Origin of the sequence: Bradyrhizobium sp. B120 (genome assembly GCF_049075665.1) — a bacterium.
GTDB lineage: Bacteria > Pseudomonadota > Alphaproteobacteria > Rhizobiales > Xanthobacteraceae > Bradyrhizobium.
This window is the reverse complement of record NZ_CP185242.1, coordinates 6,417,149-6,443,250: the sequence shown is the minus strand read 5'-3', so window position 1 is coordinate 6,443,250 and position 26,102 is coordinate 6,417,149. Positions and strand designations below refer to the sequence as shown.

Annotated in this window: 27 protein-coding genes; 14 read left to right on the top strand and 13 right to left on the bottom strand. The window is 63.8% G+C overall.

The window, feature by feature from the left end; all coding sequences use genetic code 11:
- Positions 1–74 precede the first annotated feature (74 nt).
- The 3 genes from ACOIX3_RS29915 (at position 75) to ACOIX3_RS29905 (ending at position 1,446) form a co-directional block, all read left to right on the top strand.
- A complete protein-coding gene (locus tag ACOIX3_RS29915) occupies positions 75–785 on the top strand; it encodes a hypothetical protein (protein ID WP_223975565.1) in 711 nt (236 codons plus the stop codon).
- A 41-nt stretch (positions 786–826) separates the two neighbouring features.
- Positions 827–1,099, top strand: coding sequence for a DUF3551 domain-containing protein (locus tag ACOIX3_RS29910; RefSeq protein ID WP_420965551.1), 273 nt, complete (start codon positions 827–829; stop codon positions 1,097–1,099).
- Between the two features lie 77 nt (positions 1,100–1,176).
- A complete protein-coding gene (locus ACOIX3_RS29905; protein WP_420965550.1) occupies positions 1,177–1,446 on the top strand; it encodes a DUF3551 domain-containing protein in 270 nt (89 codons plus the stop codon).
- A 33-nt stretch (positions 1,447–1,479) separates the two neighbouring features.
- On the opposite strand, the gene ACOIX3_RS29900 is transcribed toward ACOIX3_RS29905, so the two are convergent.
- The 7 genes from ACOIX3_RS29900 to ACOIX3_RS29870 are packed head-to-tail and all read right to left on the bottom strand — an operon-like array spanning position 1,480 to position 7,389.
- The gene (locus ACOIX3_RS29900) at positions 1,480–2,688 is read right to left on the bottom strand and encodes an FAD-dependent monooxygenase (protein ID WP_420965549.1); all 1,209 of its coding nucleotides are present in this window, start codon (positions 2,686–2,688) and stop codon (positions 1,480–1,482) included.
- 6 nt (positions 2,689–2,694) lie between these two features.
- On the bottom strand, positions 2,695–3,090 hold the full coding sequence (locus ACOIX3_RS29895; RefSeq protein WP_420965548.1) for a hypothetical protein: 396 nt from the start codon (positions 3,088–3,090) through the stop codon (positions 2,695–2,697).
- A gap of 23 nt (positions 3,091–3,113) precedes the next feature.
- Positions 3,114–3,308: a hypothetical protein gene (locus ACOIX3_RS29890; protein ID WP_420965547.1), complete on the bottom strand. Its 195-nt coding sequence runs from the start codon at positions 3,306–3,308 to the stop codon at positions 3,114–3,116.
- 15 nt (positions 3,309–3,323) lie between these two features.
- Positions 3,324–3,917: a 3-phenylpropionate/cinnamic acid dioxygenase subunit beta gene (locus ACOIX3_RS29885; protein ID WP_420965546.1), complete on the bottom strand. Its 594-nt coding sequence runs from the start codon at positions 3,915–3,917 to the stop codon at positions 3,324–3,326.
- Positions 3,918–3,948: 31 nt separating this feature from the next.
- The gene (locus ACOIX3_RS29880; RefSeq protein WP_420965544.1) at positions 3,949–4,755 is read right to left on the bottom strand and encodes an SDR family NAD(P)-dependent oxidoreductase; all 807 of its coding nucleotides are present in this window, start codon (positions 4,753–4,755) and stop codon (positions 3,949–3,951) included.
- Complete coding sequence (locus ACOIX3_RS29875; RefSeq protein ID WP_420965543.1) at positions 4,752–6,101, bottom strand: aromatic ring-hydroxylating oxygenase subunit alpha; 1,350 nt, start codon at positions 6,099–6,101, stop codon at positions 4,752–4,754. The genes ACOIX3_RS29880 and ACOIX3_RS29875 overlap by 4 nt, the downstream gene beginning before the upstream one ends.
- Before the next feature lie 58 nt (positions 6,102–6,159).
- Positions 6,160–7,389 carry an ABC transporter substrate-binding protein gene (locus ACOIX3_RS29870; RefSeq protein WP_420971827.1) on the bottom strand — a complete coding sequence of 410 codons (1,230 nt, stop codon included), beginning with the start codon at positions 7,387–7,389 and terminating at the stop codon, positions 6,160–6,162.
- 128 nt (positions 7,390–7,517) lie between these two features.
- Between ACOIX3_RS29870 and ACOIX3_RS29865 the strand changes: the two genes are divergently transcribed.
- Positions 7,518–8,327, top strand: coding sequence for an IclR family transcriptional regulator (locus tag ACOIX3_RS29865; RefSeq protein ID WP_420965542.1), 810 nt, complete (start codon positions 7,518–7,520; stop codon positions 8,325–8,327).
- A gap of 379 nt (positions 8,328–8,706) precedes the next feature.
- Positions 8,707–12,480 carry a C2 family cysteine protease gene (locus ACOIX3_RS29860; RefSeq protein ID WP_420965541.1) on the top strand — a complete coding sequence of 1,258 codons (3,774 nt, stop codon included), beginning with the start codon at positions 8,707–8,709 and terminating at the stop codon, positions 12,478–12,480.
- A gap of 33 nt (positions 12,481–12,513) precedes the next feature.
- On the opposite strand, the gene ACOIX3_RS29855 is transcribed toward ACOIX3_RS29860, so the two are convergent.
- Positions 12,514–13,437 (bottom strand): ketopantoate reductase family protein, encoded by a 924-nt coding sequence (locus ACOIX3_RS29855; RefSeq protein ID WP_420965540.1) that lies wholly within the window; start codon positions 13,435–13,437, stop codon positions 12,514–12,516.
- A 211-nt stretch (positions 13,438–13,648) separates the two neighbouring features.
- Here ACOIX3_RS29855 and ACOIX3_RS29850 point away from each other — a divergent pair, with 211 nt between their 5' ends.
- Both ACOIX3_RS29850 and ACOIX3_RS29845 read left to right on the top strand, forming a co-directional pair.
- Positions 13,649–14,464, top strand: coding sequence for an ABC transporter ATP-binding protein (locus tag ACOIX3_RS29850; RefSeq protein WP_420971826.1), 816 nt, complete (start codon positions 13,649–13,651; stop codon positions 14,462–14,464).
- The gene (locus tag ACOIX3_RS29845; protein ID WP_420965539.1) at positions 14,464–15,249 is read left to right on the top strand and encodes an ABC transporter permease; all 786 of its coding nucleotides are present in this window, start codon (positions 14,464–14,466) and stop codon (positions 15,247–15,249) included. The genes ACOIX3_RS29850 and ACOIX3_RS29845 overlap by 1 nt, the downstream gene beginning before the upstream one ends.
- Positions 15,250–15,711: 462 nt before the next feature.
- Here the strand turns inward: ACOIX3_RS29845 and ACOIX3_RS29840 are convergent, their stop codons facing one another.
- A complete protein-coding gene (locus ACOIX3_RS29840) occupies positions 15,712–16,560 on the bottom strand; it encodes a helix-turn-helix transcriptional regulator (RefSeq protein WP_420965538.1) in 849 nt (282 codons plus the stop codon).
- Positions 16,561–16,653: 93 nt separating this feature from the next.
- On the opposite strand from ACOIX3_RS29840, the gene ACOIX3_RS29835 reads away from it, so the two are divergent.
- Together ACOIX3_RS29835 and ACOIX3_RS29830 are read left to right on the top strand one after the other, a co-directional pair.
- Positions 16,654–17,538, top strand: coding sequence for an SDR family oxidoreductase (locus tag ACOIX3_RS29835; RefSeq protein WP_420965537.1), 885 nt, complete (start codon positions 16,654–16,656; stop codon positions 17,536–17,538).
- Between the two features lie 16 nt (positions 17,539–17,554).
- Entirely contained in the window at positions 17,555–18,280 is a 726-nt protein-coding gene (locus tag ACOIX3_RS29830; protein WP_420965536.1) for an SDR family oxidoreductase, read from the top strand.
- 194 nt (positions 18,281–18,474) lie between these two features.
- On the opposite strand, the gene ACOIX3_RS29825 is transcribed toward ACOIX3_RS29830, so the two are convergent.
- Positions 18,475–19,800, bottom strand: coding sequence for a 4Fe-4S binding protein (locus tag ACOIX3_RS29825; protein ID WP_420965535.1), 1,326 nt, complete (start codon positions 19,798–19,800; stop codon positions 18,475–18,477).
- 370 nt (positions 19,801–20,170) lie between these two features.
- The gene (locus tag ACOIX3_RS29820; protein WP_420965534.1) at positions 20,171–20,620 is read right to left on the bottom strand and encodes a cupin domain-containing protein; all 450 of its coding nucleotides are present in this window, start codon (positions 20,618–20,620) and stop codon (positions 20,171–20,173) included.
- Positions 20,621–20,787: 167 nt separating this feature from the next.
- On the opposite strand from ACOIX3_RS29820, the gene ACOIX3_RS29815 reads away from it, so the two are divergent.
- Positions 20,788–21,813, top strand: coding sequence for an ABC transporter substrate-binding protein (locus tag ACOIX3_RS29815; RefSeq protein ID WP_420965533.1), 1,026 nt, complete (start codon positions 20,788–20,790; stop codon positions 21,811–21,813).
- Positions 21,814–21,855: 42 nt separating this feature from the next.
- Positions 21,856–22,557: an NUDIX hydrolase gene (locus tag ACOIX3_RS29810; RefSeq protein ID WP_420965532.1), complete on the top strand. Its 702-nt coding sequence runs from the start codon at positions 21,856–21,858 to the stop codon at positions 22,555–22,557.
- A 97-nt stretch (positions 22,558–22,654) separates the two neighbouring features.
- Here the strand turns inward: ACOIX3_RS29810 and ACOIX3_RS29805 are convergent, their stop codons facing one another.
- A complete protein-coding gene (locus tag ACOIX3_RS29805; RefSeq protein WP_420965530.1) occupies positions 22,655–23,221 on the bottom strand; it encodes a RidA family protein in 567 nt (188 codons plus the stop codon).
- Positions 23,222–23,549: 328 nt separating this feature from the next.
- Positions 23,550–24,101 (bottom strand): TetR family transcriptional regulator, encoded by a 552-nt coding sequence (locus ACOIX3_RS29800; protein ID WP_092115816.1) that lies wholly within the window; start codon positions 24,099–24,101, stop codon positions 23,550–23,552.
- A 72-nt stretch (positions 24,102–24,173) separates the two neighbouring features.
- On the opposite strand from ACOIX3_RS29800, the gene ACOIX3_RS29795 reads away from it, so the two are divergent.
- The 3 genes from ACOIX3_RS29795 (at position 24,174) to ACOIX3_RS29785 (ending at position 26,093) form a co-directional block, all read left to right on the top strand.
- Entirely contained in the window at positions 24,174–24,410 is a 237-nt protein-coding gene (locus tag ACOIX3_RS29795; protein ID WP_092115815.1) for a DUF2798 domain-containing protein, read from the top strand.
- A 103-nt stretch (positions 24,411–24,513) separates the two neighbouring features.
- On the top strand, positions 24,514–25,431 hold the full coding sequence (locus ACOIX3_RS29790; protein WP_420965529.1) for an SDR family NAD(P)-dependent oxidoreductase: 918 nt from the start codon (positions 24,514–24,516) through the stop codon (positions 25,429–25,431).
- A gap of 209 nt (positions 25,432–25,640) precedes the next feature.
- Entirely contained in the window at positions 25,641–26,093 is a 453-nt protein-coding gene (locus tag ACOIX3_RS29785; protein ID WP_420965528.1) for a hypothetical protein, read from the top strand.
- Positions 26,094–26,102 lie beyond the last annotated feature (9 nt).

Below are 26,102 nucleotides of genomic sequence, written 5' to 3'. Positions count from 1 at the left end.
GGTCGCTTGCGGGACGTCCACATTTCGGCCTGCTTCATCGTTGCACAGTCCGTGGAAATCGGCGACCTTGCGCCATGGACCTCTCCATCGACCGTGTTCTCGATCGTTTCAGCATGATCTCCCGTTTCGCTCAATTGATTGCGATCGCTATCGTGTGCTGGCCTGCGCTCGCCGTTGCCGCCGGGCCGGTCTACGACGTTGACCTGTATGCGTTGATGTCCGGCACCTGCCGCAATGTCAGCGTCGCCGGCCGCAGCTATACCTGCAAGGCGGTGGCCTACTTCCACACCCTGCGCGGCCGTTCCGAATTCACCGTCGTGCTCGACGATCCCGCCGACAAGAGCCACATCGTCTCGTTCTCCGGCGAGAGCACCGAGCGTACCCAGGACAATCTGTTCGAACTCGCGGTCGACCGCATGTTGCTGAAGTCGAGCGACCGTCCGCGTGTCGATGGCCTGCCGGTGCCGCTGGTCGAGATGTCGACGGGCTCCTGCCGCCAGGTCGGAAGCTTCATCACGCGGCAGGTGTCGACCATCACCTGCGCCGCCACCGACCAGAACGGCAAGCGGTACGAGTTGAGCTTCGAGTCGGATGGCTCGCCGATGACCTTGCGCCGGCTGCGGCAATCGACGCTGCCGTCGGAACGGCAACGGGCACGCCAGATCGCGCAGCTCGAATGCCGCCTCAAGGCGCGAGCCGCGCAGGTTCTGCCGCGGGACACCACGGCCTTCATGATCCGTTGTCTAGGTGAGGACGACGGCAAGCCGGCCGGCGAGCAGCGATAGCCGCGCGCCCGGCGTTGCGGAGCAAGCTTGAGGAGAATTCGATGCGCTTGAAATTCACCATCATCGCTGCCATCGGCGTCGGCATCGCCGGGCCGGCCGCCGCGCAAATGTACGATCCGAATTATCCGGTTTGCTTGGAAGTCTATGGCGGCAGGCTGACGCCCGAGTACATCGATTGCAGCTTCACGTCGCTTCCGCAATGCCAGGCAACGGCCTCGGGACGATCGGCGACATGCTCGGTCAATTCGTTCTACAAAGGTCAAAAAAAGCCGACCAGGGAGCGGGGTCAACGACCGCGTCAGCCCGCCGACTAGCGCGCCGTCGCGTCGCTGGCGCAGTTGACTAACTCCGGCTGTTGTGGGGAAACCTTCCGAGCGACAAGGACAGACCGATGCGCCTGAAACTGTTCGCGATCGCCGCATTCGCGGTCGCCCTCGCCGGACCTGCCGCCGGGCAGGCCTACGATCCGAACTATCCGGTGTGCATGCACGTCTATCAGGGCAAATTCGGCGGAAGCTACATCGATTGCAGCTTCACCTCGATCCCGCAGTGCCAGGCGTCGGCGTCGGGCCGGGGCGCGATGTGCTCGGTGAATCCCTTCTTTGCGCCGCCATTGCCTCTGAAGCGCCGGGCACATCGCGGACGGCATCGTGCCCACTGATGCGGGAACACCAGGCAGCTCGAATGCCTGCCGTCAGACCGGCACGTTCAAGGCGTCGTAGGTGAACAGCCAATCATAGCGCTCGCGCACCCGGTCCGATTGCCATTCGCGCGAGACATAGGCGTCGGCGCCTGCGGCGTCGGCGAGCGCCGGATTGTGGAAGCGCCTGGCATTCTCGGCGGACTTCATCACGATCATATTCGTCCGCGTTAGCCGCGCGGCCTGATAGCGCTGCAGCGCCTCCTCGGGTGGGAAGCATGCGAGGCAGCGTGCCAGCACCATGCCGTCCTCGATCGCCATGTTGGCGCCCTGGGCCAGGAACGGCAGCGTCGGATGCGCGGCGTCGCCGAGCACGCAGGCCCGCACCACGGCGAAGCGACCGAGCGGGTCGCGGCCAAGCAGTGCCCATTTGTAGGGAATATCGAGGTTGTCGATGATGGTGTGGATGTCCGGATGCCATCCGGCAAAGGCATCGCCGCAGGCCTCGCGCGTGCCGCGTTCGGTCCACGACTCGACCGACCAGCTCTCGCCCTCGAAGATGCCGACGAAGTTCAGCAGCTCGCCGCGGCGAACCGGATAGGTGATGACGTGGCCGCCGGGACCGACCCAGTTGGTGCCGACGTCGCGCCTGAGGCTGGCCGGTAGCCGCTGCATCGGGACCAGGCCGCGCCAAGCGGCCACACCCGAGAAGAATGGTTGTGTGTCGCCGCCGATCTGCCGGCGAATTTCGGAGTGCACGCCGTCGGCGCCGATCACGACGTCGCCGCGGCGCCGCTCGCCATTGGCGAGACGCAGCCAGATGCCGTCACCGTCCTCGTCAAAACCGGCGCAGCGGCTGTTGAGATGCAGACGTTCCGGTGCCCGCGCATTGAATGCGTCGACCAGCACGCGGTGAAAGTCGCCGCGATGCACCATCCAGTAGGGCGCGCCATAGATCGCCCGCGAGGAGGCGCCGAGGTCGAACAGCTTCCAGGTCCGCCCGGTGCTGAACAGCCGGATCTCCTTGCCCGAGGGCTCGCAGGCGATCGCCTGCATGTGTTGCTCGAGGCCGAGCGCAATCAGGACCCTTGTGCCGTTGGCGCTGAGCTGGACGCCGGCGCCGAGTTCGCGCAGCTCCGATGCCTGCTCGAAGATCTCAACCTCGATCCCCCGCTGCAGCAGCGCCAGCCCCGCGACGAGGCCGCCGATCCCGGCGCCGGCAATCAGGACTTTTGGCCTGCGGTTTGTGCTCACGCGATCCATCCGCCGCTATCTGCGCGTGACAAGGAAGTCATCGGTGAACTCGCCACGCGAGACCTTGACCGGGATCTCGCCCTCGCTGCCGATCTCGACGAGCTCCGAGCCGGACTTGTTATCCTCAGGCGTCAGGAGCTCGATGCGCTCGGCGATCCGTTCGGCCTGCCAATCCGTCAGCTTCCAGGCAAATCGGCCGCCGAGATCGCGCATGCCGAATTCCTCGTCGGCGGGCACGAGCACCAGTTCGTTGCGCGAGACCGCGCCGGGAATCCGCTCCGCCACGGCAACGGCCTGCGGATTCTCGGCAAAGCGCCGCAACAGCCTTGCCAGCGCGGCAATATCCGCGGCCTCGCCGAGGAACAGGAACAGCGGATGGAAATCGCTCGGCATGTATTCAAATCGCAGCATGATCGATGGTCCGTTGGCTGGAACTAGTCGCTGAGCACCTTGACGACGTCCTGGGCATGGCAAAGCTCCACCGTGCCGACATCGCCCGGACGGGCAGGGGACTCCAGATAGCGCACCTGCAGCCACTGGCCGTCCTCCATGTTCTCCACCACCTCGGCGACGATATCAGCTTCCAGTTTGAGCCGGGTCCCCACCTTGATCGCCGTCACGTCAATCATCGCACCACACCTTGCTCAGAAGAACGTGGTGAGATTCTTGGCCAGCAGGATATTCTGTTCAAGCAATATCTCGCGCCGCGCGATCTTCCAGCCATTGTCGGTCAGGCGCAGCGTGTCGTTGCGGCGGCCGACGAAGATGTAGGTCTCGTACTCGACGCGGTTTTGATAGACGAGGAAGCGGCTGGTGACGTCGAGCTCGCGGGCCGCACCGATATCCGGCCGCCCGCCCTTGATCTGTACGTTGCTGACCATATGCGTGATCCGCGACAGCGGCTCCTCGGCGTAATGCACGCCAGTCAGGATCTGTTCGACCCGTTTGGTCAACGTCCATTTGTCTTCGTCGAACCAGCTGATGCCTTCACCGCGTTTGGTGTTCTCGCGTGCGGCCTGCTGGCCGAACTTCACATTGCGCCGGATCGGCATGAAGTAGCTGACATCCTCGGCGAGCAGCTCGAGCCAGTCGCGGAAGCGCCGGTCATCGAGCAAATCGGCCTCGTGGTAGTAGAAATCCTCGACGTCAGCCTTCAGCCGGTAGTAGGCCGCCGATCGCTCGATCGTGGCGCCGGCAAGGTGCGCTTGCTTGTCGTGATCCTGAACCGTCGTCGTCATCGGCATCTCCTCATCAGGGATCGCGGGGTTGTCAGGTCGCCGGAGCGGGCGGAATCGGCCCGCCCTGTTGCGCGAAGCAGCCGACGTCGATCACCGTGCCGGACAGCGTTTCGGCTTCCGGCGACAGCAGGAAGGCCACGACATTGGCGATGTCATCGCCACTAGCGACCCGGCCCGCGGCGGTGCCAGGCACGCCCTTGCCGAAGCGCGCCGCATCGCCGCCGACCCGGCCGAGGCTCATGCCGCTGACGATGCCGCCACCACCAGGGATCACGGTGTTGACGCGGATGCGCTGGTGGAAGAAGTCGTAGGCCATCGCGGCGCTCAACGCGACAACGCCGCCCTTGCTCGCGCTGTAGACCGCCATGTTCGGCTTGCCCCAACCGGCGCCGGATCCGATGTTGACGATCGAGCCGCCGCCTTGCGCGATCATGTGGGGGATCGCGGCGCGGCTGGTCAGATACGGTCCCTTCAGATTGACGGCGATAATGCGATCGAACAACGCCTCGTCGGTGTCGAGCACGGTGCCGAGCGGACCGATCGCGGCGTTGTTGACGACGCCGTCGATGCGTCCGAACCGCGCCATCGCCTGCGCGACCACTCTGCCGACATCGCCCGATTGCGACACATCGGCTTCCATCAATTCGGCGGATAGGCCTTCGCGATCGAGCTGCTGGCGCAGGACCGGAATGGCGTTCTGCGCGATGCTCGAGACCTGTGGCGCCTCGAGGCCGAACGCCACCACCGCATGGCCGCGGCGGGCGAGGCCGAGTGTAATCGCGCGGCCGATGCCGAAGGTGCCGCCGCTGACGAGGATGGTTTTTCGCGGCGCGGTCATTCTGCGGCCTCCCGGTTGCCCGCGGGCGATCCAAGCAACTCGTGCCAGTCGCCGCTCTGCATGTAGCTGGACCAGCGGCGGTAGAAGCCGCGCGCGATCTGCTCGGTGACTTGCGTGGAGACATCGCCGCCGAGCGGATGATCGGTGACGTAGGCGCCCATCGACTGCTGATAGTTGAAGGGATAGCGCCGCGCGACGGTGCCGGTGCTCGCCGCGGTCGCATAGAGCCAGTTCTCCATGTCGTCCTGCTCGGTCATGCCGGCCGGGCCGGAGTAGCGCATGTAGTAGTGGCGCAGATAGTCCTTGGCTTCCTGTGGCGCGTCCTTGTCGACCAGGAAGAAGCGCCAGCCTTCGGTCGAGGTCGGGCTGTGCGGATGCCAGGCGCAAAGTCCGCGCGGCTGGCGACCGTGATAGGAGGTGTTGGGGAAGATCGTGCCGACAAAGGGCAACAGCCGCGCCCCTTCGCCGAGCCGCCGCTTGCGCTCCTCGAAACAGTGCCGGAAGTATTGTTCGAGGATCGGATTGTCGAGGAAGGACTCGGTGTATTCGTTGGCTTCCGGCTGGATCGCGCTGTGCACGCCGTGGCCTCCCGGAAAGCTGATCCAGACGTGCTGTGCCTTCTCCAGTTCGTCGTCGCGGCGGCCCTTCTTGCCGGCGGCTGCGCTCGGCCCGATGCCGATCAGATCGACCGAGCGGTGGCTCGGATTGTGATAGGTGTCGCCGAGGAAATTCTCGGCGGCGAATTTCCAATTGGCGGGGAATACCCATTTGTGGACGCCGATCACCTCGGAGCCGCCCTCGCGGCCGTCGCGGCAGTCGAGCGCCTGGTCGAGATGGATCTTGGCGTCGCCGAGATAGGTGATGAAGTCGGGCGCATCCTTGTCCCAGGTCGCCCAGATCGAGCCCTTGTAGTTGCAGAGCTTCGCCACCGAGACCAGCGAATTGGCCTCGCGGTCGAGCACGCCGTCATAGAGCGTCCGGTGCAGCGGAACACCCTGCAGCTTGCCGTCGGTGGTGTAGGTCCAGCTGTGATAGGGGCAGGTGAACAGCGAGGTGTTGCCCTGCTCATAGCGACACACCTTCATGCCGCGGTGCCGGCACGAATTCAGGAAGACGTGGATCTCGCCCTTCTTGTCGCGGCAGAGGATGACGGATTCCTCGCCCATCCGCGAGGTGTAGAAGTCGCCGGGATTGGGCACGAGGCTTTCGTGGCCAACCAGCAGCCACGCGCGGGTGAAGACCTTGTCGAGTTCCTGCCGGTAGATATCGGCGTCCACGAAGATCTCGCGGCTGATGAAGCCACTTTTGACGTCAACAAGCTGATCGAAATCGTTGCGAAGCGGCATCGGCTCCTCCTTGTTTCTTGCATGCGCGACCGTGCGTCGCGGCGAATGGTGGTGCGTCCTATTTGTCGAGCTTGCAGCCGCCCGTGCCCTCGGGGCGGAACGCCTTGTCGCCGGGAATGACCGCGATCTTCTGGTAGTAGTCCCAGGGATATTTGCTCTCGTCCGGCTTCTTCACGCGATAGAGCGACAGGTCGTAGACGACGCGGCCGTCTTTGCGGACGTGCGCGGGGCGGCCGAAGAAATCGACCGGCAGCTTGCGCATCTCGGCATTGACAGCCTTGGCCTCGTCGCTGCCGCCGGCCTCGATCGCCTTCAGATAATGCCGCACGGCGGCGTAGGTCGCAGCCTGCAGCTTGGTCGGCTCGCGCTTCTCGATCTCGATGAACCGCTTGGCAAAGGCGCGGGTGCCGTCGTCGTCATCCCAGTAATATTGGGACGCGATGTACATGCCCTGCGCATCGCGCAGGCCGATCGAATGGACGTCGGAGATGAAGGTCAGCATGCCGACGATGGTCTGCCCGCCCTGTTGCAGGCCGAATTCGTGGGTCTGCTTGACCGCGTTGACGGTGTCGGCGCCGGTGCCGGCCAGTGCCACCACCTTGGCGCCGGAACTCTGCGCCGCCAGCAGGAAGGACGAGAAGTCGGTGGTGTTGAAGGGATAGCGCACCGCGCCGACGACCTTGCCACCGGCATCGGTCACCGCGCGCGAAGCATCCTTCACCATCGCGGTGCCGAACGAATAATCGACCGCGACAAAGAACCATTCCTTGCCGACGCGGCGGCTCAGCTCGCCGACCAGGCCAGCCGACAGCGCGTAGGTGTCATCGGCCCAATGCGTGATGACGGGCGAGCATTTGTCGCCGGTCAAATCGGAGGTCGCGGCGCCCGAGACCAGCGCGGTCCGGTTGCTCTGCGTGGCGAGCCCGGCGACGGCGAGGCCGACCGAACTCACCGCAAGGTCGGTCACCGCGTCGACATGCTCGACGTCGAACCATTGCCGCGCGATCCCGACCGCGACGTCGGGCTTGTTCTGGTGATCGGCCGAGATGATCTCGATCGGCTTGCCCAGCACCTTGTTGTGAAAATCCGCAGCGGCGAGCCTGGCGGCGGTCACCGAACCCGGCCCGCCGAGATCGCGGCCGCTGCCGTAATCGCCGAGGACCGCAATCCGCACCACGCCGTCGGAGATGCCCGAGCCGTCAGGCGCGGCATACGCCAGCGACGTCGAGAGCATCAGCGCGGCGATCGCGGACCATCTGCGCGTGGCGTCAGTCTGAAGCAATTCCAATCCTCCCGTCATTCTATGATGTCCATTTAGTGGACATTATTCTCATATTATGAGATAGTATCCGGGCAGGCCGATTGGTCAAGTGCGCTGGATGCAGCGCGCCCTGTCGAATTTGCGGATGTGGACGGATGGCGAAGAAACCGAAGGCGGAAGCTCACGACGCTGAGCAGGGGGTGTCAGGCGTGCGCGCAGTCGACCGCGCGATCGCGATCCTGCAATGCTTCACGCCCGATCAGCCGGCGATGAGCGTGATCGAGATCCAGAAGCGCGTCGGGCTGAGCCGGCCGACGCTTTATCGCCTGCTGCAGACGCTGGCGCAGCGCGACCTGATCCAGGCCGAAGGCGACCCGCAGCGCTTTCGGCTATCCCACGGCGTGATGAAGCTGTCCCATGTCTGGCTGACGGGGCTCGAGGTCGTCGTGATCGCACGCCCGGTTGTCGAAGGCCTGCGCGAGGCGACCGGCGAGACCGCGGCGCTGTTCCGCGTCCAGGAGGATCGCGGCATCTGCATCCTCGAATGCCAGAGCCGTCACGTGCTCTCGATCAGCCGCGGCGTCGGCGACAGTTTGAGCTTGACCCGGGGTTCGACCGGCAAGGCGATGCTGGCCTTCATGGACCCGGCGCGGCAGGCCGAACTCCTCGCCACCATACCTGAGAGCGCTGACCGTGCGCGGCTGGAGGAAGCCCTGGCATTTGCGCGGCGCAACGGCTACGCGACCAGCCACAGCGAGATCTTCGCCGGCACGGTCGCGGTCTCCGCACCCTGCTTCGATCACCGCGGCGACGTCGTCGGTTCGGTCGGCCTCTACGGACCGGGCGCGCGCATCGACGAACAGAAGCTGCTGGAATTTTCCAGGCTGGTGCGCGAGGCCGGCCGGCAGATTTCAGTTCTGCTGGGATTTCAGGGGGCCGAGCCGGCTGCTCCCGAACGCGCGTGATTCGATCGGGCGGACGGCGCTCAGCCCTGCGTTCATGCCGCGCGAGCCAGCGCATCGAAGGGATCGCGGCGCGGGCTGATGCTCTGCAGGGAACCCGAACCAGGTTCGGCTTCCCTGGGGAACCGGGGCCAACCCCTGCCGCGATCCCGGGTGGTCGGCGGCGCATCAGGCAGACGTTAACGAATCTTCACGATCATGCGGGCTGCTTTGGCTTTTGGCAGCGGTCGGCAAGATCGACACGCGTCTCGAATTCGTTCACAACTATGGCGATAGTTACGCAATCTATTGCTGGATTCGTCGCGACGGGACGCGTGCAACCTCGCCAGGACAGGCCTGGCCGACAGCAATCGTATCGCGTCAAGATTTGCGAAGGAATTCAATGACGGCAAGCTGGGTCAATTCCCTCGTCGACAGCGGCATCAAGTCCGACATGCTCAACTTTGCTGCGGACGGCGTCTTCACCGACGCTGAAGCCATCCAGTTGCTGGCGGATGTCGCCAATCGCGGGAGTGTCACCGCGAATGAGCTGAACTCGCTGCAGCTGATTGCGGCCAATCTGAACAGCGGCCTCACCACATCGGACTATGTCTCCCATCTTTTCAACCAGCTCGTTGATGGGAATCCGGCGAACGCCACCTGGACAGGGGGCGGCACTGCTCACGTCACGCTCGGCAATCTGCAGGTCGGCACGACGTCGACGCAGATGTCTGAACTGATCGGAAAGTGGTTCCAGGGGACCGATCTTCCGGATCCGACTTTGCCGCCCGATGCAGGCGGGAGCGGCTGGACATTGCAGGGCTACAGCGCGGTTGTCGGGCCGTTGTATTCTTCGACGGGCGCGGCCACCGTCAACGACATCTGTCAGGGCGCAGACGGCGATTGCGAGTTGATGTCGGGATTGATCGACGTCGTCGTCTTTCATCCTCAGGTCATGAGCTCCATGATCGTCGACAATGGAAACGGCACCTATGGCGTGCGCTTCTATGTCAATGGTCAGGAGACATGGGAAACCGTCAATGACGAGTTTCCGGTCGTCAGTGGCACCGAGCTTGACTATGGCCACAACTACAATGAGCAGCCCACGGCAATGTGGGTTGCCCTGGTGGAGAAGGCCTACGCGCAGCTCAGCGCAACGGGCCAGATCGGGCACCCGGCGGTCAACAGCTACAACAATATCTCCGCTGATCCCCCGACGGACGTCTTCGAGAATCTGACCGACGCGACGAGCGTCAACTATTATCTGAGCAGCGCGTCCAATTGGTACAGCAGCAAGTCCGTCTATATCGCCGCACTCTCCAGCCACGACGACGTCATTCTCGAGATTCCTTCAACGTCTCCGTACACGTATGACAGTGCCGGAAATATCCAGCTGGTCCCGGATCACGCGTTCGGCGTCGTCGGCTATGACAGCGCGACGGGCAATTTCATCGTTCGCAATCCATGGGGCAACAGCTATCCCGGCCAGAACTGGGATGTGCAATTTGAAGTCTCGCTAACCCAGATCGCCAGCGAGGACGGCGACTTCGTCATCGACAATTCCGGCGCCGTCGACGTCGCGCCTACGGTGGTCGCATCGAACATAACCGGCCGCGTGCAAACCTCGGTCGCGGCATCGTCCATGTTCTATACGACGGGCAGTCCTCTGCCCATCATCGAATATGCGCTTTGGAACTCCACCGGTAACGGACACTTCACCGTGGGCGGGGTGGCGCAGGCGAACGGGGTCGAGATCGACGTCGCTGCCTCACAGTGGTCCAGCATTGCCTATCAGTTCGGTCCCGCGAGCGACCAGCTGTGGGTGGAGGCATTCAACGGCGTCTCCTGGAGCGCCTGGAGCGAATTCACGGCAACCCCGCAAGGTCCCGTGGTGACGGCCGCAAACGTGACGGCAACGCACGGCCAGAGCTTTGCCGTGTCGTCGCTGTTCAACTATTACGACCCGTTCGGCCTCGCAGCCGCAGAATACGATGTCTGGGACAGTGGCACCGGTGGCGGCCACTTCGTCCTGAACGGGGTGGCACTTGCCGCCAATCAGCACAACTACATCACGGCCGCGCTGCTGTCGTCATTGAGCTATCAATCCGGCTCCGGCGCGGACACGCTCTGGATCCGGGCCAACGACAGCACGGTGTGGGGACAGTGGTCGAGCGCCTTCACCGTCACCGCGCCGGTCGACAGCGGTCCCGTCGAGGCGGTGTCGAACATCGTCGCGGCGCATGGCCAGAGCTATGCGGCCTCGTCCTTGTTCACCTACAGCGATCCGTTCAACAGTCCGGCAACGCAATATGACGTCTGGGACAACGGAACAGGTGGTGGACACTTCGTTCTGAACGGCGTGGCGCTTCCCGCCAACCAGGACAACTATATCACGTCCGCCCAGCTGGCCTCGTTGAGCTATCAATCCGGCTCCGGCATCGACACGCTCTGGATCCGCGCCAATGACGGCACGGTGTGGGGCGCGTGGTCGAGCCCCTTCACCGTGAATGCGCCGGTCGACAGCGGTCCCGTCGAGGCGGTGTCGAACATTGTCGCGGCTCATGGCCAGAGCTATGCGGCCTCGTCCTTGTTCACTTACAGCGATCCGTTCAACAGTCCTGCAACGCAATATGACGTCTGGGATACCGGCACCGTCGGCGGGAGCTTCGTTCTGAACGGCGTGGCGCTACCGGCCAATCAGGACAATTACATCACGGCCGCCCAGCTGGCGTCGCTGACCTATCAGTCGGGCTCCGGTATCGACAAGCTTTGGGTCCGCGCCAATGACGGCACGGTGTGGGGAGCGTGGTCGAACGCCTTCACCGTCAATGCTCCCCTCGACAGCGGACCCGTTGAGACGGTGTCGAACATCGTTGCGCCGCACGGTCAGAGCTATGCGGCCTCGTCGCTATTCACCTACAGCGATCCATTCAACAGCGCTGCGACCCAATATGACGTCTGGGACACGGGCACAGGCGGCGGACACTTCCTTCTGAACGGGTCGGCGTTGTCGGCCAATCAGCACAATTACATCACGGCCGCGCAGCTGTCGTCATTGACCTATCAATCCGGCTCGGGGGCCGACACGCTCTGGATCCGCGCCAATGACGGCACGGTGTGGGGGGCGTGGTCGAGCGCCTTCACTGTCAATGCGCCGGTCGACAGCGGACCCCTGGAGACGGTGTCGAGCATCGTTGCTGGTCACGGTCAAAGCTATGCAGCCTCGGCGCTGTTCACCTACAGCGATCCGTTTGGCAGCGCAGCGACCCAATATGACGTCTGGGACACCGGCACAGGTGGCGGGCACTTTGTCTTGAGCGGGGTGGCGCTCGCGCCGAACCAGGACAATTACGTCACGGCAGCCCAGCTGGCGTCGCTGAGCTATCAATCCGGCTCGGGCGCGGACACGCTATGGGTCCGCGCGAACGACGGCACCGTCTGGGGATCATGGTCAAGTGCTTTCACCGTGACTGCGCCGGTGGACACGGGTCCGGTGCTGACCCCGACCAATTCAAACACGCTGTCCGTTCAAGGCCAGACGTTCTCGGTGTCCTCGCTCTTCACCTATTCGGATCCGTTCGGCAGTTCCGCGACATCGTATGATGTTTGGAATAGCGGAGGCGGGAGCGGCTACTTCACGCTGAACGGTGTTGCGCTGGGAGCAAATCAGGACAACGTCGTCGCAGCCTCGCAGCTCGCCCAACTCGCGTATCACGTCGGATCGGGCACCGACACGCTCTGGATCAAAGCCAATGACGGAACCGTCTGGGGCGCCTGGTCCGGCGCCTTCACGATCAGCGATCCCTCGATCATTCCAGCCGGACAGACCCTCGAGCTTGCGTCGGCGAGCTCGGCGCAAATCTCCTTTGCATCAAGCTCCGGGACATTGAAGCTCGATGACCCCGCCGACTTCTCCGGCACCGTCGCCGGCATGACGGGAGCCGACGCGATCGATTTCGCCAATATCAATTTTGCGGCCGGGCAGACCGTGGGCTTTGCCGGCAACACCGCGGGCGGATCGCTCTCCGTCTCGGACGGCGTCCACGCCGCCAGCATCGCCTTGCTCGGAAACTACATGGCATCCACCTTCGTCGCCGCGAGCGATGGACATGGCGGCACGGCCATCACGGTGCATCCTGATCAGGTCGCCACGCTCGCCCCGCCGCAACATGCCTGAGCGGGGCCGCTGCTCCGGCGCGTGGTTGCCTGCCTACGCCGGCGTGCCCATCGCGTAGGGTTTCAGTACCGCATAGAGGAAGTCGTGCGTCGGGGTCGGCACGCCGAGCTTGCGGCCGAGCTCGACCACCTTGCCGCTCAGCCAGGGCAGTTCGAGCCGGTTGCCGCGCTCGAGATCGAGCGCCATCGACGCCTTCATCGCCGGCGGCGCATGGCCGATGAAGTCGAGCACCTTCGCAAGCGGGTCCGGCGGCAGCTTGATGCCGCTGGCGTGGGCGACGGCGATGATCTCGTCGCAGGCTGACACGAAGTACGGGCGCAGGTCGGGATCGTCGCGCAGCCGGCCGATCGGCTGGCGCGTGACCGCGGTCATGCCGGCATTGGTGGCGAGGCCAACGAACTTCATCCACAGCTCGGTGTTGATCTGCTCGCTCTGCGTGGCATCGAAACCGGCCTTCAGGCAGAGATCGAGCAGCGCCTTGCCGCGCGGCGTGATGCGGCCGTCGAGCTCGCCGAAGATCATCCGCATGAAGGTGCCGACCTGGTTGATCACGCCGGGCTTGATGATCGAGGCGGAGATCTGCGCCACGCCGCCCATCACGGCGTTCCGCCCGAGGATCGGGATCAGCCGGTCGGGCGCATCGATGCCGTTCTGCAGTGGGATCACGGCGGTGTCGGGACCGACCATCGGCTTGATGTGCTCGCCGGCGCTCTCGACGTCCCACAGCTTGACGCAGAACAGCACGATATCGACCGGGCCGACGCTTGCGGGGTCGTCGGTCGCCTGGGTCGGGACCAGGTGGGTTTCGCCGCGGCCGCCCTGAACCTTCAGGCCTTCGCTGCGCATGGCGGCGAGGTGCGCGCCGCGCGCGATAAAGGTGACGTCGGCGCCGGCGTGCGCCAGCGCCGCACCAAAGCCGCCGCCGACGCCTCCGGCGCCGACCACTGCGATCCGCATGATTGTCTCCTTGTCCACCGCGTTGGCCGCAGCCTCGACGATGTCGGCGCGATGCGCAACCCCGGTTACGCAGTGCGTAACACGGTTGCGCCGTGCGCAACCCGGCTTGTCTGAAAACTGCGTGACCGCAGCCTGCGTCCTCTTCCTGCGTTGAACTTGCCCGAGCGAACCGCTAAGCCATTTGCCTGATGTTCGGGAGGAATGCGTGGCGATGACGGAGCCGACGGCGGTCGCGCTTGACGGTGCGACGGTGGCGTTTCGGTTGGCGGATGGACGCGTCTATACCGCGGTCGAGCAGGCCAATCTTACGGTCGCGCATGGCGAGTTCGTGGCCATTGTCGGCCCGACCGGATGCGGAAAATCCACGCTGCTCAACGTCACCGCGGGGCTGTTGAAACCGGCGGCCGGGTCGGCGCGGATTTTCGACAAGCCGCTCACTGGCCTCAACCGCGACGCGGGCTATCTGTTTCAGGCCGACGCGTTGTTCCCGTGGAAGACCGCGATCGACAATGTCGCGATCGGGCTCGAGATCCGGGGTACGCCACGCTCCGATGCGCTCGTGCGTGCGCAGAAATGGCTGACCTCGGTCGGGCTCGGCGCCTTCGCCGGCCGCTATCCGCACATGCTATCGGGCGGCCAGCGCAAGCGCGTCGCGCTCGCCCAGGTCCTGATCCGCGATCCGAAGATACTGCTGATGGACGAGCCGTTCGGCCCGCTCGACGCCCAGACCCGGCAGATCATGGGCAACCTGCTCTTGGAATTGTGGACCGCCGACCGCAAGGCGGTGCTGTTCGTCACCCACGATCTCGAGGAGGCGATCGCGCTTGCCGACCGCGTCGTGATCATGTCGGCCGGTCCTTCCGCGCGCATCATCGGCGACTGGCGCATCACGCTACCGCGGCCGCGCGATATCGCCGAAATCCGGATGGAGAAGGATTTCCATGCCCTGCACCGCGAGATCTGGGGCGTGCTGAAGGACGAGGTGATGAAGGGCTATGTCCAGTCGACGCAGGCGGGAGCCGCCTGATGTCACGCTTGACGTTGCTGTCGCTGCAGGTTCTGGTCGCCGTCGTCACACTGGCCTTGTGGCAGTTCTTTTCCACCGTGCCGGTTTTCGGCAAGGTGTTGCTGCCGCCGTTCTTCTTCTCCAATCCGCTCGACGTCTTCGGCCAGATTGTAAAATGGTTCTCGACCGGGGTGATCTGGAAGCATCTGGCGATCACGCTGTGGGAATCGATCCTCGCCTTCGTGATCGGCTCGGGCAGCGGCATCCTGGTCGGCTTCTGGTTCGCGCGGCAGCCGCGTGTCGCCGCGGTGTTCGATCCCTATGTGAAGATGGTCAACGCGCTGCCGCGCGTGGTGCTGGCGCCGATCTTCGCGCTGTGGTTCGGGCTCGGCGTCTGGTCCAAGGTCGCGCTCGGCGTGACGCTGGTGTTCTTCATCGTGTTCTTCAACGTCTACCAGGGCGTCAAGGAAGTGCCGACCACAGTGCTCGACAACGGCCGCATGCTCGGCATGAACGAGCGGCAGCTGATGCGCCATGTCTACTGGCCCTCGGCGCTGTCGTGGATGTTCTCCTCGCTGCACACCTCGGTCGGCTTTGCGGTGGTCGGCGCGGTGGTCGGCGAATATCTCGGCTCGGCGGCCGGCCTCGGCTATCTGATCCAGCAGGCCGAGGGCGTGTTCGACGTCGCCGGCGTATTCGCCGGCATGTTCGTGCTGTCGGCCTTCGTCATCCTGATCGACATGGCGGTGACTGTCGTGGAGAAGCGGCTGCTGGTCTGGCGGCCGACAGCCGTGACGCGGGATTAACACACAAGCTCGGCACGTCCGGAACGAAAGAGGCCGCGAACGAAGGCGGCCTCACCGCATTCCGGGCGCGAAACCGTCAGCTCTTGTATCCCTGGCTGGTGCAAAACCACGAGATGCCCTGGGGGTCATGGCCTAACCTGAGGAAGGCTTCCCTGCATTCGTTGAAGCTGTGGAAACGTTTGACGCCCTCTGGCCAGCAAACCACCGGCGTAGGATTGGGCCAGGTACCGGAGATTGAGCAGCCCGGTCCCGAGGCCGCTTGCTTGGCGAGTTTGGGTTTGTTCTCAGCATTTGCGGGGGCAATCGACACGATCGCGACAGCTAGGCCCGCGAGGAGTAACGAGGCTTTCATGGCTATCTTCTCCCAAATCCCACCGTTGGCTCGGTGGTGGGGCGACTATACCTGAGGTCGTGTCAGAGAAGCGACGCAATTTGCGTTTCGTTTTGTGAGAAGCGCGACGATCACGCGCGTTCGTGCGCCGGTGCCGCCTCCATCAGCCCGCTGATCTTCTCCGCCACCTCCGGATCAACAGGATTGTAGACGATCATGCTGAGGTCGGGCCGGCCATCGACTGCGAAGCCGGAGTATTCGAACTTGACCGGGCCGAGGATCGGGTGCCGAAGCTGCTTGATGCCTTCGCCATGGGTGCGAACGTCATTGTCGCGCCAAAGCGCCGCGAATTCCGGGCTGAGCCGGCAGAGTTCGTCGACGAACGGCTGCACCTCGGCGGCAGCACCTGCGCGCGCGGCGTCGACCCTGAAGGCGCCGACCACGAAGCGCGCCACGCTGGCCCAGTCGTGCTGCGCAGCACGGACGCGCGGATCGAGGAACATGAAGCGCAGGATGTTGCGCTCGCTCGGCGGCAATGATCCGTAGTCCGTCAGTATCACGGTCGCGGCTTTGTTCCAGGCGACGACGTCCCAGGTCGCGGTGCGTATCACGGCGGGGCGCGGCTCCAGCGCGTCGAGCACGCGTTGCAGCCGCGGAGTGACGCCTTCGCTTCTGTGGTAGCGCACCTCGGGCGTGCGTCCGAGCCCGAGCAGGAACAGGTGCTCGCGCTCGACATCGGTCAGCATCAGCGCACGCGCGATGCGGTCGAGCACGTCGGCCGAGGGCGCGCCACCGCGGCCCTGTTCGAGCCACGTGTACCAGGTCGCCGAGATGTTGGCGCGCTGCGCCACTTCCTCGCGGCGTAGCCCCGGCGTGCGCCGCCGCTCCGGCGGAAAGCCGAACACGGCCGGATCGAGCTTGCTGCGGCGGTCCTTCAGATAGGCGCCGAGCAGGTTCTCCTGTTCGACTGAAGCGCTCATGCTGTTAGAAATTATACCATGATAAGGTCACTACTTTAACAGGATAGCGCGCGGGCCCAGACTTGTCTCCAACGAAACCTGGAGACTTTGCTGATGCGTGTGTTTGTCACTGGTGCCACCGGATTTATCGGCACTCCCGTCGTCAAGGACCTGATCGCCGCCGGACATCAGGTTCTTGGCATGGCCCGTTCGGACGAGGGGGCGAACGCGATCTCTGCCCTCGGTGCGGAGGTTCTTCGCGGCTCGCTCGAGGACCTTGATAGCTTGCGCAAGGGGGCAACCGCCTCGGATGCTGTCATTCACCTGGGCTTCGTTCACGACTGGTCCAATTTCGCGAAGAGCTGCGAGATCGACCGCTGCGCCATCGAAGCCCTGGGTTCTGTCCTGGCGGGATCGGACCGGCCCCTGATCGTGACCGGTGGATTGGCGGGATTGGCCGGGGCAGGCCAGCTTGCGATTGAGACGCAGATGATATCGCCGGACTTCCCGTTTCCCCGCGTGTCGGAGCAGACGGCTCTGTCGCTGAAGGGCGTCCGCGCATCGGTCATGCGTCTTCCCCAGGTCCATGATCCGGTCCGGCAGGGTCTCATCACCCCATTGATCGAGGTGTACCGCGCAAAGGGCGCGTGCGCCTATGTCGGCGACGGGCAAAATCGCTGGCCGGCGGCGCATGTCCTCGACGTGGCGCGTCTCTACCGGCTGGCGATCGAACAGGCCGAGCCGAACGCAAGATATCACGCGGTCGCGGAAGAGGGTGTTCCGATGCGCGAGATTGCCGAAGCGATCGGGCGTCGCCTGAAGTTGCCCGCCAAATCCATCGCCCCGCAAGAGACCGAGGCCTTCTTTGGTTGGCTCGGCACCTTCGCGGCCTACGACATGCCGGCCTCCAGCGCGCAGACGCGCAAGAAGCTCGGATGGGAGCCGGTCGGGCCGGGCTTGATCGCCGATCTCGATCAGCTGGCCTATTCAGCGCAGTAAGAAGTGGAGACCAGCCATGGCAGATGCTGCGATGTCGCTCGACGGCAAGCGCGTGATCGCAATCGGAGGATCGTCGGGGATCGGATTCGCCGTCGCTGCGCTGGCGCGGGAGCAGGGCGCGGAGGTGGTGATTGCCTCCAGCAAGGCGGCCAATGTCGATGCCGCGGTCGCGCGGCTGCCGGGATCTGCGGGCATGACCGTCGATCTGCGCGATGAAGCCAGCGTGTCGCGCTTCTTCGAGCAGGTCGGCGCCTTCGATCACCTCGCGATCACGGCGGGCGATCAGGGCCTCCCGGCGTTCGGTGCCACGCGGGATCTCGATCTCGTCGCCGCGCGCGAGGCTCTCACTCTTCGTTTCTGGGGCTCGCTCGCGGCGGTCAAGCACGCCAGCCGTGTGATCGCTGCGAACGGATCGATCACGCTGACTGGCGGCCTGCTGGCACACCGCCCGCAGAAGGGGATGCCGTTTGTCACCGCGGCCGCGGGTGCCATGGAGAGCCTGGCCCGGGGCCTTGCCGTCGATCTTGCGCCGGTCCGCGTCAATGCCGTTTGCCCGGGGCTCATTCTCACCGAGCGCGTCAAGCAGATGCCGAAGGAGAGGGTGCGCGGCTACGTGGCAGGCTTGCCGTTGCCGCGCGCGGCATCGCCGGGCGAGGCCGCCGCGGCTTATGTCTATCTGATGCTGAACAGCTACGTCACCGGACAGACTCTTCCAGTGGATGGCGGTGGTCTGTTGGTGTGACCCACGACGCCGTCATTGCGAGGAGCGAAGCGACGAAGCAATCCATCCATCTGCGTGCGCGGACAGATGGATTGCTTCGCTTCGCTCGCAATGACGTGGAGAGGGAGGGCGGGTTAGCGCAGCGTAACCCGCCAACTTTGTGCGGCGAAGAGATGGTGGGTTACGCCTTCGGCTAACCCACCCTACGCAACCACTTAGAGCGGGAAGCACCGCATGTAGGCCGCGAACAGCTTCTCATCGCTGTAGTTCACCAGCCCTGAGGCAATCGCGTCGGCCAGGTCGAGGTCGCGATTCTGGATGCGCAGCCATGCCTGGGTATCGGCGGTGATGTTCAGCGCCGCGTCTCCGACATGACGCCCCGGCACCACCTGCAGGTCCTTGCCCTTGATCACGACCGTCATATCCAGCGCGCTTGCCCCGGTGAAGCGCAGATGCGTCACGAAATCCAGACCGCGGGCCCTGCCGCGCTGAAATCCAAGCGAGAGCGAGAAGATGTAGGACTGGATGCTGCCGGTATGGCGGCCGGACGTGACATGCTGGACCTTCTTGTGCGGAAAGCGCCGCGTCACCGTGTCCTCGGCGTCGGTGTCCGGGAGCACATAGACGAACTCGTCCTTGTCGATCAGCGGCTGCACCACCTCAGTGAAATGCGCGTCCCGATCATGCAGGAAGGGGCCGATCACATCTTCGCCGGCCGGACAGGCCGAGATGCAATAGGCTGCCTTGTAGCCCGGCTTGAACGACAGCGATTGCCAGATGTTCAGCGTCTCTGTGCGGGGGACGCGGGCGCGATAATCCTTCGCGTCCTTGGAATCCGCGACCTTCTCCACCCACTGCGTGAAGTTGCCGAGGAAGTCGTGATAATTGTGGGTGTGGCAGGACAGGAAATCGAAGCCGCCGTCCGGCTTGATGGCGCCGACCGGGCAGGCGGCCACGCACAGCTTGCATTCCAGGCAGGGATTGTAGTCGATCGGCTGGTCATAGGCGTCCACCTCGGATCCGAGCAGGACGGTGCCGAGCAGGACGAAGCTGCCGAATTTCGGGTGGATGATGCTGCGATGAATTCCCATCCGTCCGAGACCTGCTTCGACCGCGATCGGCTTGTGCTGGACCATCATGATCCGGGGCAGGTCCATCTCCATCGGGAAGGCGGCGACGGAATTGCAGGCCGGGATGCCGTGCGCGTCGAGCGCGCGAACGATGGCGCGCGCGGTTTCGTTGACGTGATCGTAGGTGCCGTGGAATTCCTCGTTGGCGACCGAGCGTGACGGCGAGCGCACCGGCTCGCGGTTCATGTGGCACACGATCGCGAGCAGGGAACGCGTCCGGCCGTAGACCTTGCGGATGAAGTCGCGTTGCGGTGCGATGGCGGCGCGGTCGAACTCGATGATGCCGACGTCATCGGCGCCGCACTCGCGCGCGATCCGCTTGAGCAGTTCCGAGGAAACCGGGACGTCGTGAACGTGCTGGCTGCTGCGCGCGCGCACCGCCCTGACCGTGGGGTGATCGTCCAGGCTCATGGTTCGCTCTCTATAAAATGACGATCATCATATTATGGAGTGAGCAGAGGTGAGGCAAGTGAATTATCTGTCAATCGTCATGCAACGGAACGGCTGCCGAAGTAACAGATTGGCGTATGCTTGGAGAACGCTTTGCCGCGCGCAACGGTCTCAGCCCCGTCATCCTGAGGAGCGCCAACGGGTCCGCGCGAAGCGCGGCCCGATGACAGGCTCCGCGCGTCTCGAAGGATGGACGGCCACAGTCGGGCCGTCGACCCTTCGAGACGGCCGCTTCGCGGCCTCCTCCAGCGACAAAGGCGAAGCCTTTGCGCGGGGGTGACGGTGCTTGCAAGGTCGGACGCGCCTCGCGATGACGGCCGACGGACCGTCGTCAATCCAACAGCTTGGTATCATCCGGCGCCTGCGGTGGCGTCTTGATCGCGATCGACTTGATGGCGCGGCCGTTCGGCTTGTTGCCGCCGTGCGGAGTCCCCTTCGGGATCACGATCAAATCGCCCGGCTTGACCGTCACTTCCTTGTCGCCGAGCCAGACCGTGCCGGTGCCTTCGAGCACGAATTGCATCTCGTTGGTGTTGGGGTGCATGTGCTTCGGCACGTTGCCGTCCTGGATCGAGACGGTGGCGCCGTCGGCCGAGACGAACGTCTTGGAGCGGAAGCCGACCTTGTTGGCGTCGCCGAGCTTGTCGCCCTCCATCTCGCCGGTGTGGATGACCTGCGCGGTGATGCTCTCGGCCGCGAGCGCCGGCCGCAGCAGATGGGTGACGCCACAGCCGGCGGCGAAGGCAGTGGCGATCGACAGCGCGGTTGCAATACGATTCATGAAGACCTCCCTTGGAGTTTCCCTTGAAATATTCTTGGTGCTTGTTCGGCGATTTCCTGTATCTGCAATGCTATGCCGTGGCCGCAGGCTTGACCAGTAACCGGAAAGTCGCCTTCTCAAGGCAGGCCTGCTCCTCTATCTTGCCGGCCAGTCGAACGGAGGACGTCATGAACAAACTGCTGGGCAAGCTTGCCGGAACGCTGCTGGCGCTGACCCTGTCCACGGGCCTTGCCGCGGCGCAAAGCAAGATCACCATCGCGGTCGGGGGCGGCGCCTGCCTGTGCTATCTGCCCACCGTGCTGGCCAAGCAGCTTGGCGAATATGACAAGGCCGGGCTTGCGGTCGAGCTGGTCGACCTCAAGGGCGGCTCGGATGCGCTGAAGGCCGTGCTCGGCGGCAGTGCCGATGTCGTCTCCGGCTATTTCGACCACTGCGTCAACCTCGCGGCCAAGAAGCAGGAGCTGCAGGCCTTCGTGGTCTATGACCGCTATCCCGGCCTCGTGCTGGTGGTCTCGCCCAAGCACACCGGCGAGATCAATTCGATCAAGGATCTCGCCGGCAAGAAGGTCGGCGTCAGCGCGCCGGGCTCCTCGACCGACTTCTTCCTGAAATACATGCTGAAGAAGAACGGCCTCGATCCGGCCGGCACGGCCGTGATCGGCGTCGGCCTCGGCGCCACCGCGGTCGCGGCGATGGAGCAGGGCCAGATCGACGCCGCCGTGATGCTCGATCCCGCCGTCACTGTGCTGCAGGGCAGCCATTCCGATCTCAAGATCCTGAGCGACACCCGCACCCAGCACGACACGCTTGCGGTGTTCGGCGGCGAATATCCCGGTGGCGCGCTCTATTCGACCGCGGCCTGGGTCAACGGCCACGAGAAGGAGGTGCAGGCGCTGACCAATGCCATCATGGGAACGCTGGCCTGGATCCATTCGCACACCGCCGAAGACATCATGGCCAAGATGCCGGACGAGATCGTCGGAAAGGACAGGGCGCAGTATCTCGCGGCGCTGAAGAACACGATCCCGATGTATTCGGAAACCGGCAAGATGGACCCCAAGGGCGCCGAAGCCGTGCTCGCCGTGTTCAGCGAGGGCTCGCCGGAAGTGGCGAAAGCCGGCATCGACGTCACCAAGACCTACACCAACAAATACGTCGATCAGGTCAAGAAGACGACCGGAAGCACGAAATAGCTTGCGCGGAGATCATGCCGAAATGAGTTTGCGGTGAGTGACATGCAGTCTCCGCTGATTTGTCGCGTCACCGCGCTCGATCTGGCGCTGCAGCGGCGTCCCTGGCCGTTCGCGGACGAGCGGCGCGGCGAGATCGACGCGCATTTCGCCGAGCAACAGCGGCTCAACCCGAACCTGTGGAACGGCCGCGTCTTGCTTGGGCGCGATCCGGTGTTTGCCGGCGAGCGGCTCAGCGCGAGCTATTTCGAAACCGATTTCGCAAGCTTCCTCGCCTGGCGCGATTGGGGCTTTCCGGACAATGAGGTCTTCAACGGCTTCGGCATGGGCGCGCTGCTCTCGAGCGATGGCGCCTTCGTGTGTGGCGTGATGGGCGAGCAGACCGCGAATGCCGGACGGATCTATTTTCCCTCCGGCACGCCCGATCTCGACGACATCAGCGGCGAGAGCGTCGATATCGCCGGCAGCGTGATGCGGGAGCTCGAGGAGGAGACCGGGCTTACCGCAGCGGATTGCCGCGCGGATGCCGATTGGCACTGTATCTACACCGGCGTTGCGCTCGCAATGATGCAGATCCTGCGCGTCGATATGCCCGCCGACACGCTGCGTGCGCGCATCGAAGCCAATCTCGCGCGCCAGCAAAATCCCGAACTCGCCGGCATCCATCTGGTGCGCAGCCGCGCCGATCTCAACTCCGCGATGCCGCGCTTCGTCACCGCGTTCATCGAAACGCAGCTGCCGGCGTAGGGTGTGTAGTCATAAGAGCCAGCTTCTGAGGGTGAAGCGGTCGTTGTCTGGATCGGTCGTCATCGACGGCTTGTGACCTGAAGCAACGTTTGGCTGATCATTCGGCCACTTCAACGATCATCTCGACCTCCACAGCGTTGTTGAATGGAAGGCCCGCCATTCCAACAGCAGATCGCGCGTGCTTGCCGGCCGCCTCGCCGAAGATCTCCACCATCAAATCGGAGAAGCCGTTCACGACTTTCGGCTGATCACCAAAGCCGTCGACCGAATTGACCATCCCGAAGACCTTGACCACGCGCTTGACGCGATCGAGGCTCCCAAGTGCGACGCGCACCTTCGCCAACATGATCAGGCCGACCTGACGGGCCGTGTCATAACCTTCCTGCACGGTGAGGTCCTTCCCCACCTTGCCCTTGTACTTCCAGTCGGCAGCCGGGGTGTTTCCCGCGAGGAAGAGCAGATTGCCGACCCGGACCGCATCGACGTAGTTGGCGACGGGAACAGGCACCGGCGGCAGCGTCATATTCAACTCCTTCAGCCTGGCCTCGGCAGAAGGTGAATTCTGCGCCACCGCAGCCGACGAAGCGGCAAGCCACGCTCCCAATCCAAGCACGCACGCACCGAACCACGAGATGAGTCTCGCTCTGCAAAGCATATGAGTCATGTGTCGCCTCCAATGACAGCTACTTCGCAAGCCTCAGGATAAGTCAGAAATAGCGAAGGTTCCTTCCGTAGTTCTCCGGTCTGAAAGGTCGTCGGCAGCGCTTCGCCGAAACTTGGCGCAGGCCTGCGCCGTGGCGACGCAGCCATCGCGTTTGACATCATCGGCCGCTGCCCCTGTGATAGGACGGCACGAAAGCAAAAATGCAGTGCCCAATCTCTGGGGAGGGATTCATGCCGGGCAGGAGGGCCGCCCGCCTGCTCGAGCAGGCGAAGGTCGACATGGTGATGGATTTCTTCAATCGTCTCCGCGGGTTCTAAATCGCAATCTGCTATTTCCCCTGCCGGGCACTTTCGAGCAGGGTCATGCAGGCGTCAAGGCAGGCTGCCGCAATCGTCCGGCCGAGGGGACCCGGCTTCTTGTTCAACAGCCGATGCATCACCACGCCGTGCAGCATCATCATGATCGGATAGGCGATGTGCGCGGCCCTGCTTTCATCGACACCGGCGCGCACGATATGGGTGGTGTATCGTTCGATCTCGCCGGCCTGCGCACCCGTGGTGACGCGCTCCATCCAGCCGCGCCCGTAGAGCAATTCATAATCGCGGGGGTGGGTGCTGCCGAACTCGAGATGCCGTACGCAGGTGTCCTGAAAGTCGCGGGATTTTGCGAGGTAGGCCGAGAAGCGCTGAAAAGCCAGCGCGCGTAACGCCGTCAGCAACGCCTCCCGGTCGGCGTAGTAGCTATAGACCGTCGGCGTCGTGGTGGCCGCTTCCGCGGCCACGCCGCGGATCGTCACGGCCTCCTCGCCGCCCGACTGCCACAGCGTGTCGGCGGCCTTCAAGATCCTGTGAGGCAGCTCCGGATCAGCAGTTCTCGGCATCGGCCCTCTTGCTTTTACGCTGTATAAGTTATACGTCGTCTAAATAATAACCCCGTACCCAGGAGCAAGCAAATGGCCCTTTCCCCGAAACTGATTGGACCCTCGATCTCCTTGATCACCGGCCTGATCACGTCGACCAGCATGTCGTTCGTCGGCCTCGCCATGAACTATGGGTTCCAGCCCGATTTCGCCCTGCGCTGGCTGAAGGCCGCGGCAACGAGCTACGTCGTGATCGTCCCGATGTTGATCATCGTCATCCCGCGGATCCAGCGCTTCGTCATGCGACAGGCCGGATTGCCGACGCGCTGAGGTCGGGCCGCAGCACAATGCGCCCCGTCTCCGGGTTCAAGCCCCCGAACATCACAGATATCACGCCAATTCGTCCTTTGAACGCAACCCAAGGGTCAGCAACATGACGACGAAACATAAGCACGACAAGCCGATTCTCGTGACCGGAGCAGCCGGCGCCGTGGGCGGCATCGGCCGCAGCCTCACCGAATTCCTGCTCAGGAATGGCCACAAGGTGCGCGCCCTGGTTCGGCGGGAGGACGCGCGCGCCGAAGCCTTGCGGCGGCTCGGCGCCGAGGTCGTCAAGGGCGACCTGACGGACCTCGCCTCGATGCACCGCGCCATCGCAGGTTGCCGGCGCATCTATTTCGGTATGTCCGTCTCGGCGGCTTACCTGGAAGCCACGATCAACACTGCCGCGGTGGCGCGGCACCACGGCGTCGAGGCTTTCGTGAACATGTCGCAGATGACGGTCTCGCAGATGAGCATCAACGAAACCACCGACAGCCCGCAGCACAGGCTGCACTGGCTGGCGGAGCAGGCGCTGGCCTGGTCGGGACTGCCGGTCGTCACGGTGCGGCCGACGGTGTTCCTCGAGGGCTTCTTTCTGATGCTCGCCGCCGCAGGCGTGCGGGCCTCCGACGAGTTGGCGCTTCCGATGGGCGATGGCAAGACCTCGCCGATCTCGGCGGTCGATGTGGCGCGCGCGGTCGCTGTCATCCTCGACGATCCCGCACCACATATCGGACGAATCTACGATCTGACGGGGCCGGAATCCGCCGATCTGAACCACCATGCGCGGGCTTTCTCCGAGGGGCTCGGCAGGCCCATCCGATATCGCGACGTCCCGCTCGCGGCCTGGAGCGAAGGCCTTCGGCGGGCGGGATTTCCCGAGCACGTCGTCAGCCATCTCTCGGCCATGACCGAGTTGAACCGGCAGGGGCGTTACGACCGCATGACGGACACCATATACAAGCTCACGGGCAAAGCACCGGTGAACACGCGCGATTTCGTGAAGCTCCATGCCGCCGAATTCAAATAATATAGACCGGCGCTTGGATGAGGTGCTCGGCACAGACCGAAGCGGAATCCGACCGTTGCGGCGCCGGGATGGCGCGCTTTGGATCGAGGCCGTGCAATGGCTCGGCCGACCGAAACTCCGGCGCAACAATCTGCCCGCCGTCACGCTCTGTCGCCGGTCTGGCGCAAAGCGTATCGGGGCAATCCGACACAGGCAGTCCAATGAGACCGATGAGGGAAGGGCAGGCGCTTCTGGCACGCTTCGTTCTGCTGCTCTTGTTGAGCGGCTGTGGCGAAGCGGACCAAATTGCGGAGCAGGAGTGTCGTTCTTCGAATGCCCGCAGTTCGGTACTCAAGACATTTTCGGACGATCAAAATAACAAGCTGGTGACCTTTACTCTCAAATACTCGAGTTCGCTTGAAGCAATGATGAATGCTGCGAAATCGGAAACTGAAAAATCGGCGATCTTGGACGGTGCAAAGAAAAGCGCTGCCTACAGCCTGGATGGCACGATACTCGTGAAGTCAAGGGACAAGGCAACGCGAGAAGTCACGTGCATTGCGATACTGTCCGTTAGCGTTCTGGATACGAGCGCGGAAAAAGAGATCGAATTTCAAGTGAAGCAAACGAGCGACGGAACGCGGCTCGTTTCAGTCAGTCCTTTTCTCTTCTCGGTGGACTAGCCCTGAAAC

What these genes read in the sequence shown, in the direction of transcription:
- ACOIX3_RS29815 (WP_420965533.1), top strand. Translation starts at nt 20,788, where the DNA reads ATGAACAAACTGCTGGGCAAGCTTGCCGGAACGCTGCTGGCGCTGACC.
- ACOIX3_RS29900 (WP_420965549.1), bottom strand. Translation starts at nt 2,688, where the DNA reads ATGGATCGCGTGAGCACAAACCGCAGGCCAAAAGTCCTGATTGCCGGC.
- ACOIX3_RS29915 (WP_223975565.1), top strand. Translation starts at nt 75, where the DNA reads ATGGACCTCTCCATCGACCGTGTTCTCGATCGTTTCAGCATGATCTCC.
- ACOIX3_RS29835 (WP_420965537.1), top strand. Translation starts at nt 16,654, where the DNA reads ATGCGTGTGTTTGTCACTGGTGCCACCGGATTTATCGGCACTCCCGTC.
- ACOIX3_RS29885 (WP_420965546.1), bottom strand. Translation starts at nt 3,917, where the DNA reads ATGACGACGACGGTTCAGGATCACGACAAGCAAGCGCACCTTGCCGGC.
- ACOIX3_RS29805 (WP_420965530.1), bottom strand. Translation starts at nt 23,221, where the DNA reads ATGACTCATATGCTTTGCAGAGCGAGACTCATCTCGTGGTTCGGTGCG.
- ACOIX3_RS29795 (WP_092115815.1), top strand. Translation starts at nt 24,174, where the DNA reads ATGGCCCTTTCCCCGAAACTGATTGGACCCTCGATCTCCTTGATCACC.
- ACOIX3_RS29810 (WP_420965532.1), top strand. Translation starts at nt 21,856, where the DNA reads ATGCAGTCTCCGCTGATTTGTCGCGTCACCGCGCTCGATCTGGCGCTG.
- ACOIX3_RS29905 (WP_420965550.1), top strand. Translation starts at nt 1,177, where the DNA reads ATGCGCCTGAAACTGTTCGCGATCGCCGCATTCGCGGTCGCCCTCGCC.
- ACOIX3_RS29800 (WP_092115816.1), bottom strand. Translation starts at nt 24,101, where the DNA reads ATGCCGAGAACTGCTGATCCGGAGCTGCCTCACAGGATCTTGAAGGCC.
- ACOIX3_RS29785 (WP_420965528.1), top strand. Translation starts at nt 25,641, where the DNA reads ATGAGGGAAGGGCAGGCGCTTCTGGCACGCTTCGTTCTGCTGCTCTTG.
- ACOIX3_RS29850 (WP_420971826.1), top strand. Translation starts at nt 13,649, where the DNA reads ATGACGGAGCCGACGGCGGTCGCGCTTGACGGTGCGACGGTGGCGTTT.
- ACOIX3_RS29790 (WP_420965529.1), top strand. Translation starts at nt 24,514, where the DNA reads ATGACGACGAAACATAAGCACGACAAGCCGATTCTCGTGACCGGAGCA.
- ACOIX3_RS29830 (WP_420965536.1), top strand. Translation starts at nt 17,555, where the DNA reads ATGGCAGATGCTGCGATGTCGCTCGACGGCAAGCGCGTGATCGCAATC.
- ACOIX3_RS29855 (WP_420965540.1), bottom strand. Translation starts at nt 13,437, where the DNA reads ATGCGGATCGCAGTGGTCGGCGCCGGAGGCGTCGGCGGCGGCTTTGGT.
- ACOIX3_RS29880 (WP_420965544.1), bottom strand. Translation starts at nt 4,755, where the DNA reads ATGACCGCGCCGCGAAAAACCATCCTCGTCAGCGGCGGCACCTTCGGC.
- ACOIX3_RS29825 (WP_420965535.1), bottom strand. Translation starts at nt 19,800, where the DNA reads ATGAGCCTGGACGATCACCCCACGGTCAGGGCGGTGCGCGCGCGCAGC.
- ACOIX3_RS29845 (WP_420965539.1), top strand. Translation starts at nt 14,464, where the DNA reads ATGTCACGCTTGACGTTGCTGTCGCTGCAGGTTCTGGTCGCCGTCGTC.
- ACOIX3_RS29895 (WP_420965548.1), bottom strand. Translation starts at nt 3,090, where the DNA reads ATGCTGCGATTTGAATACATGCCGAGCGATTTCCATCCGCTGTTCCTG.
- ACOIX3_RS29820 (WP_420965534.1), bottom strand. Translation starts at nt 20,620, where the DNA reads ATGAATCGTATTGCAACCGCGCTGTCGATCGCCACTGCCTTCGCCGCC.
- ACOIX3_RS29890 (WP_420965547.1), bottom strand. Translation starts at nt 3,308, where the DNA reads ATGATTGACGTGACGGCGATCAAGGTGGGGACCCGGCTCAAACTGGAA.
- ACOIX3_RS29860 (WP_420965541.1), top strand. Translation starts at nt 8,707, where the DNA reads ATGACGGCAAGCTGGGTCAATTCCCTCGTCGACAGCGGCATCAAGTCC.
- ACOIX3_RS29840 (WP_420965538.1), bottom strand. Translation starts at nt 16,560, where the DNA reads ATGAGCGCTTCAGTCGAACAGGAGAACCTGCTCGGCGCCTATCTGAAG.
- ACOIX3_RS29875 (WP_420965543.1), bottom strand. Translation starts at nt 6,101, where the DNA reads ATGCCGCTTCGCAACGATTTCGATCAGCTTGTTGACGTCAAAAGTGGC.
- ACOIX3_RS29865 (WP_420965542.1), top strand. Translation starts at nt 7,518, where the DNA reads ATGGCGAAGAAACCGAAGGCGGAAGCTCACGACGCTGAGCAGGGGGTG.
- ACOIX3_RS29910 (WP_420965551.1), top strand. Translation starts at nt 827, where the DNA reads ATGCGCTTGAAATTCACCATCATCGCTGCCATCGGCGTCGGCATCGCC.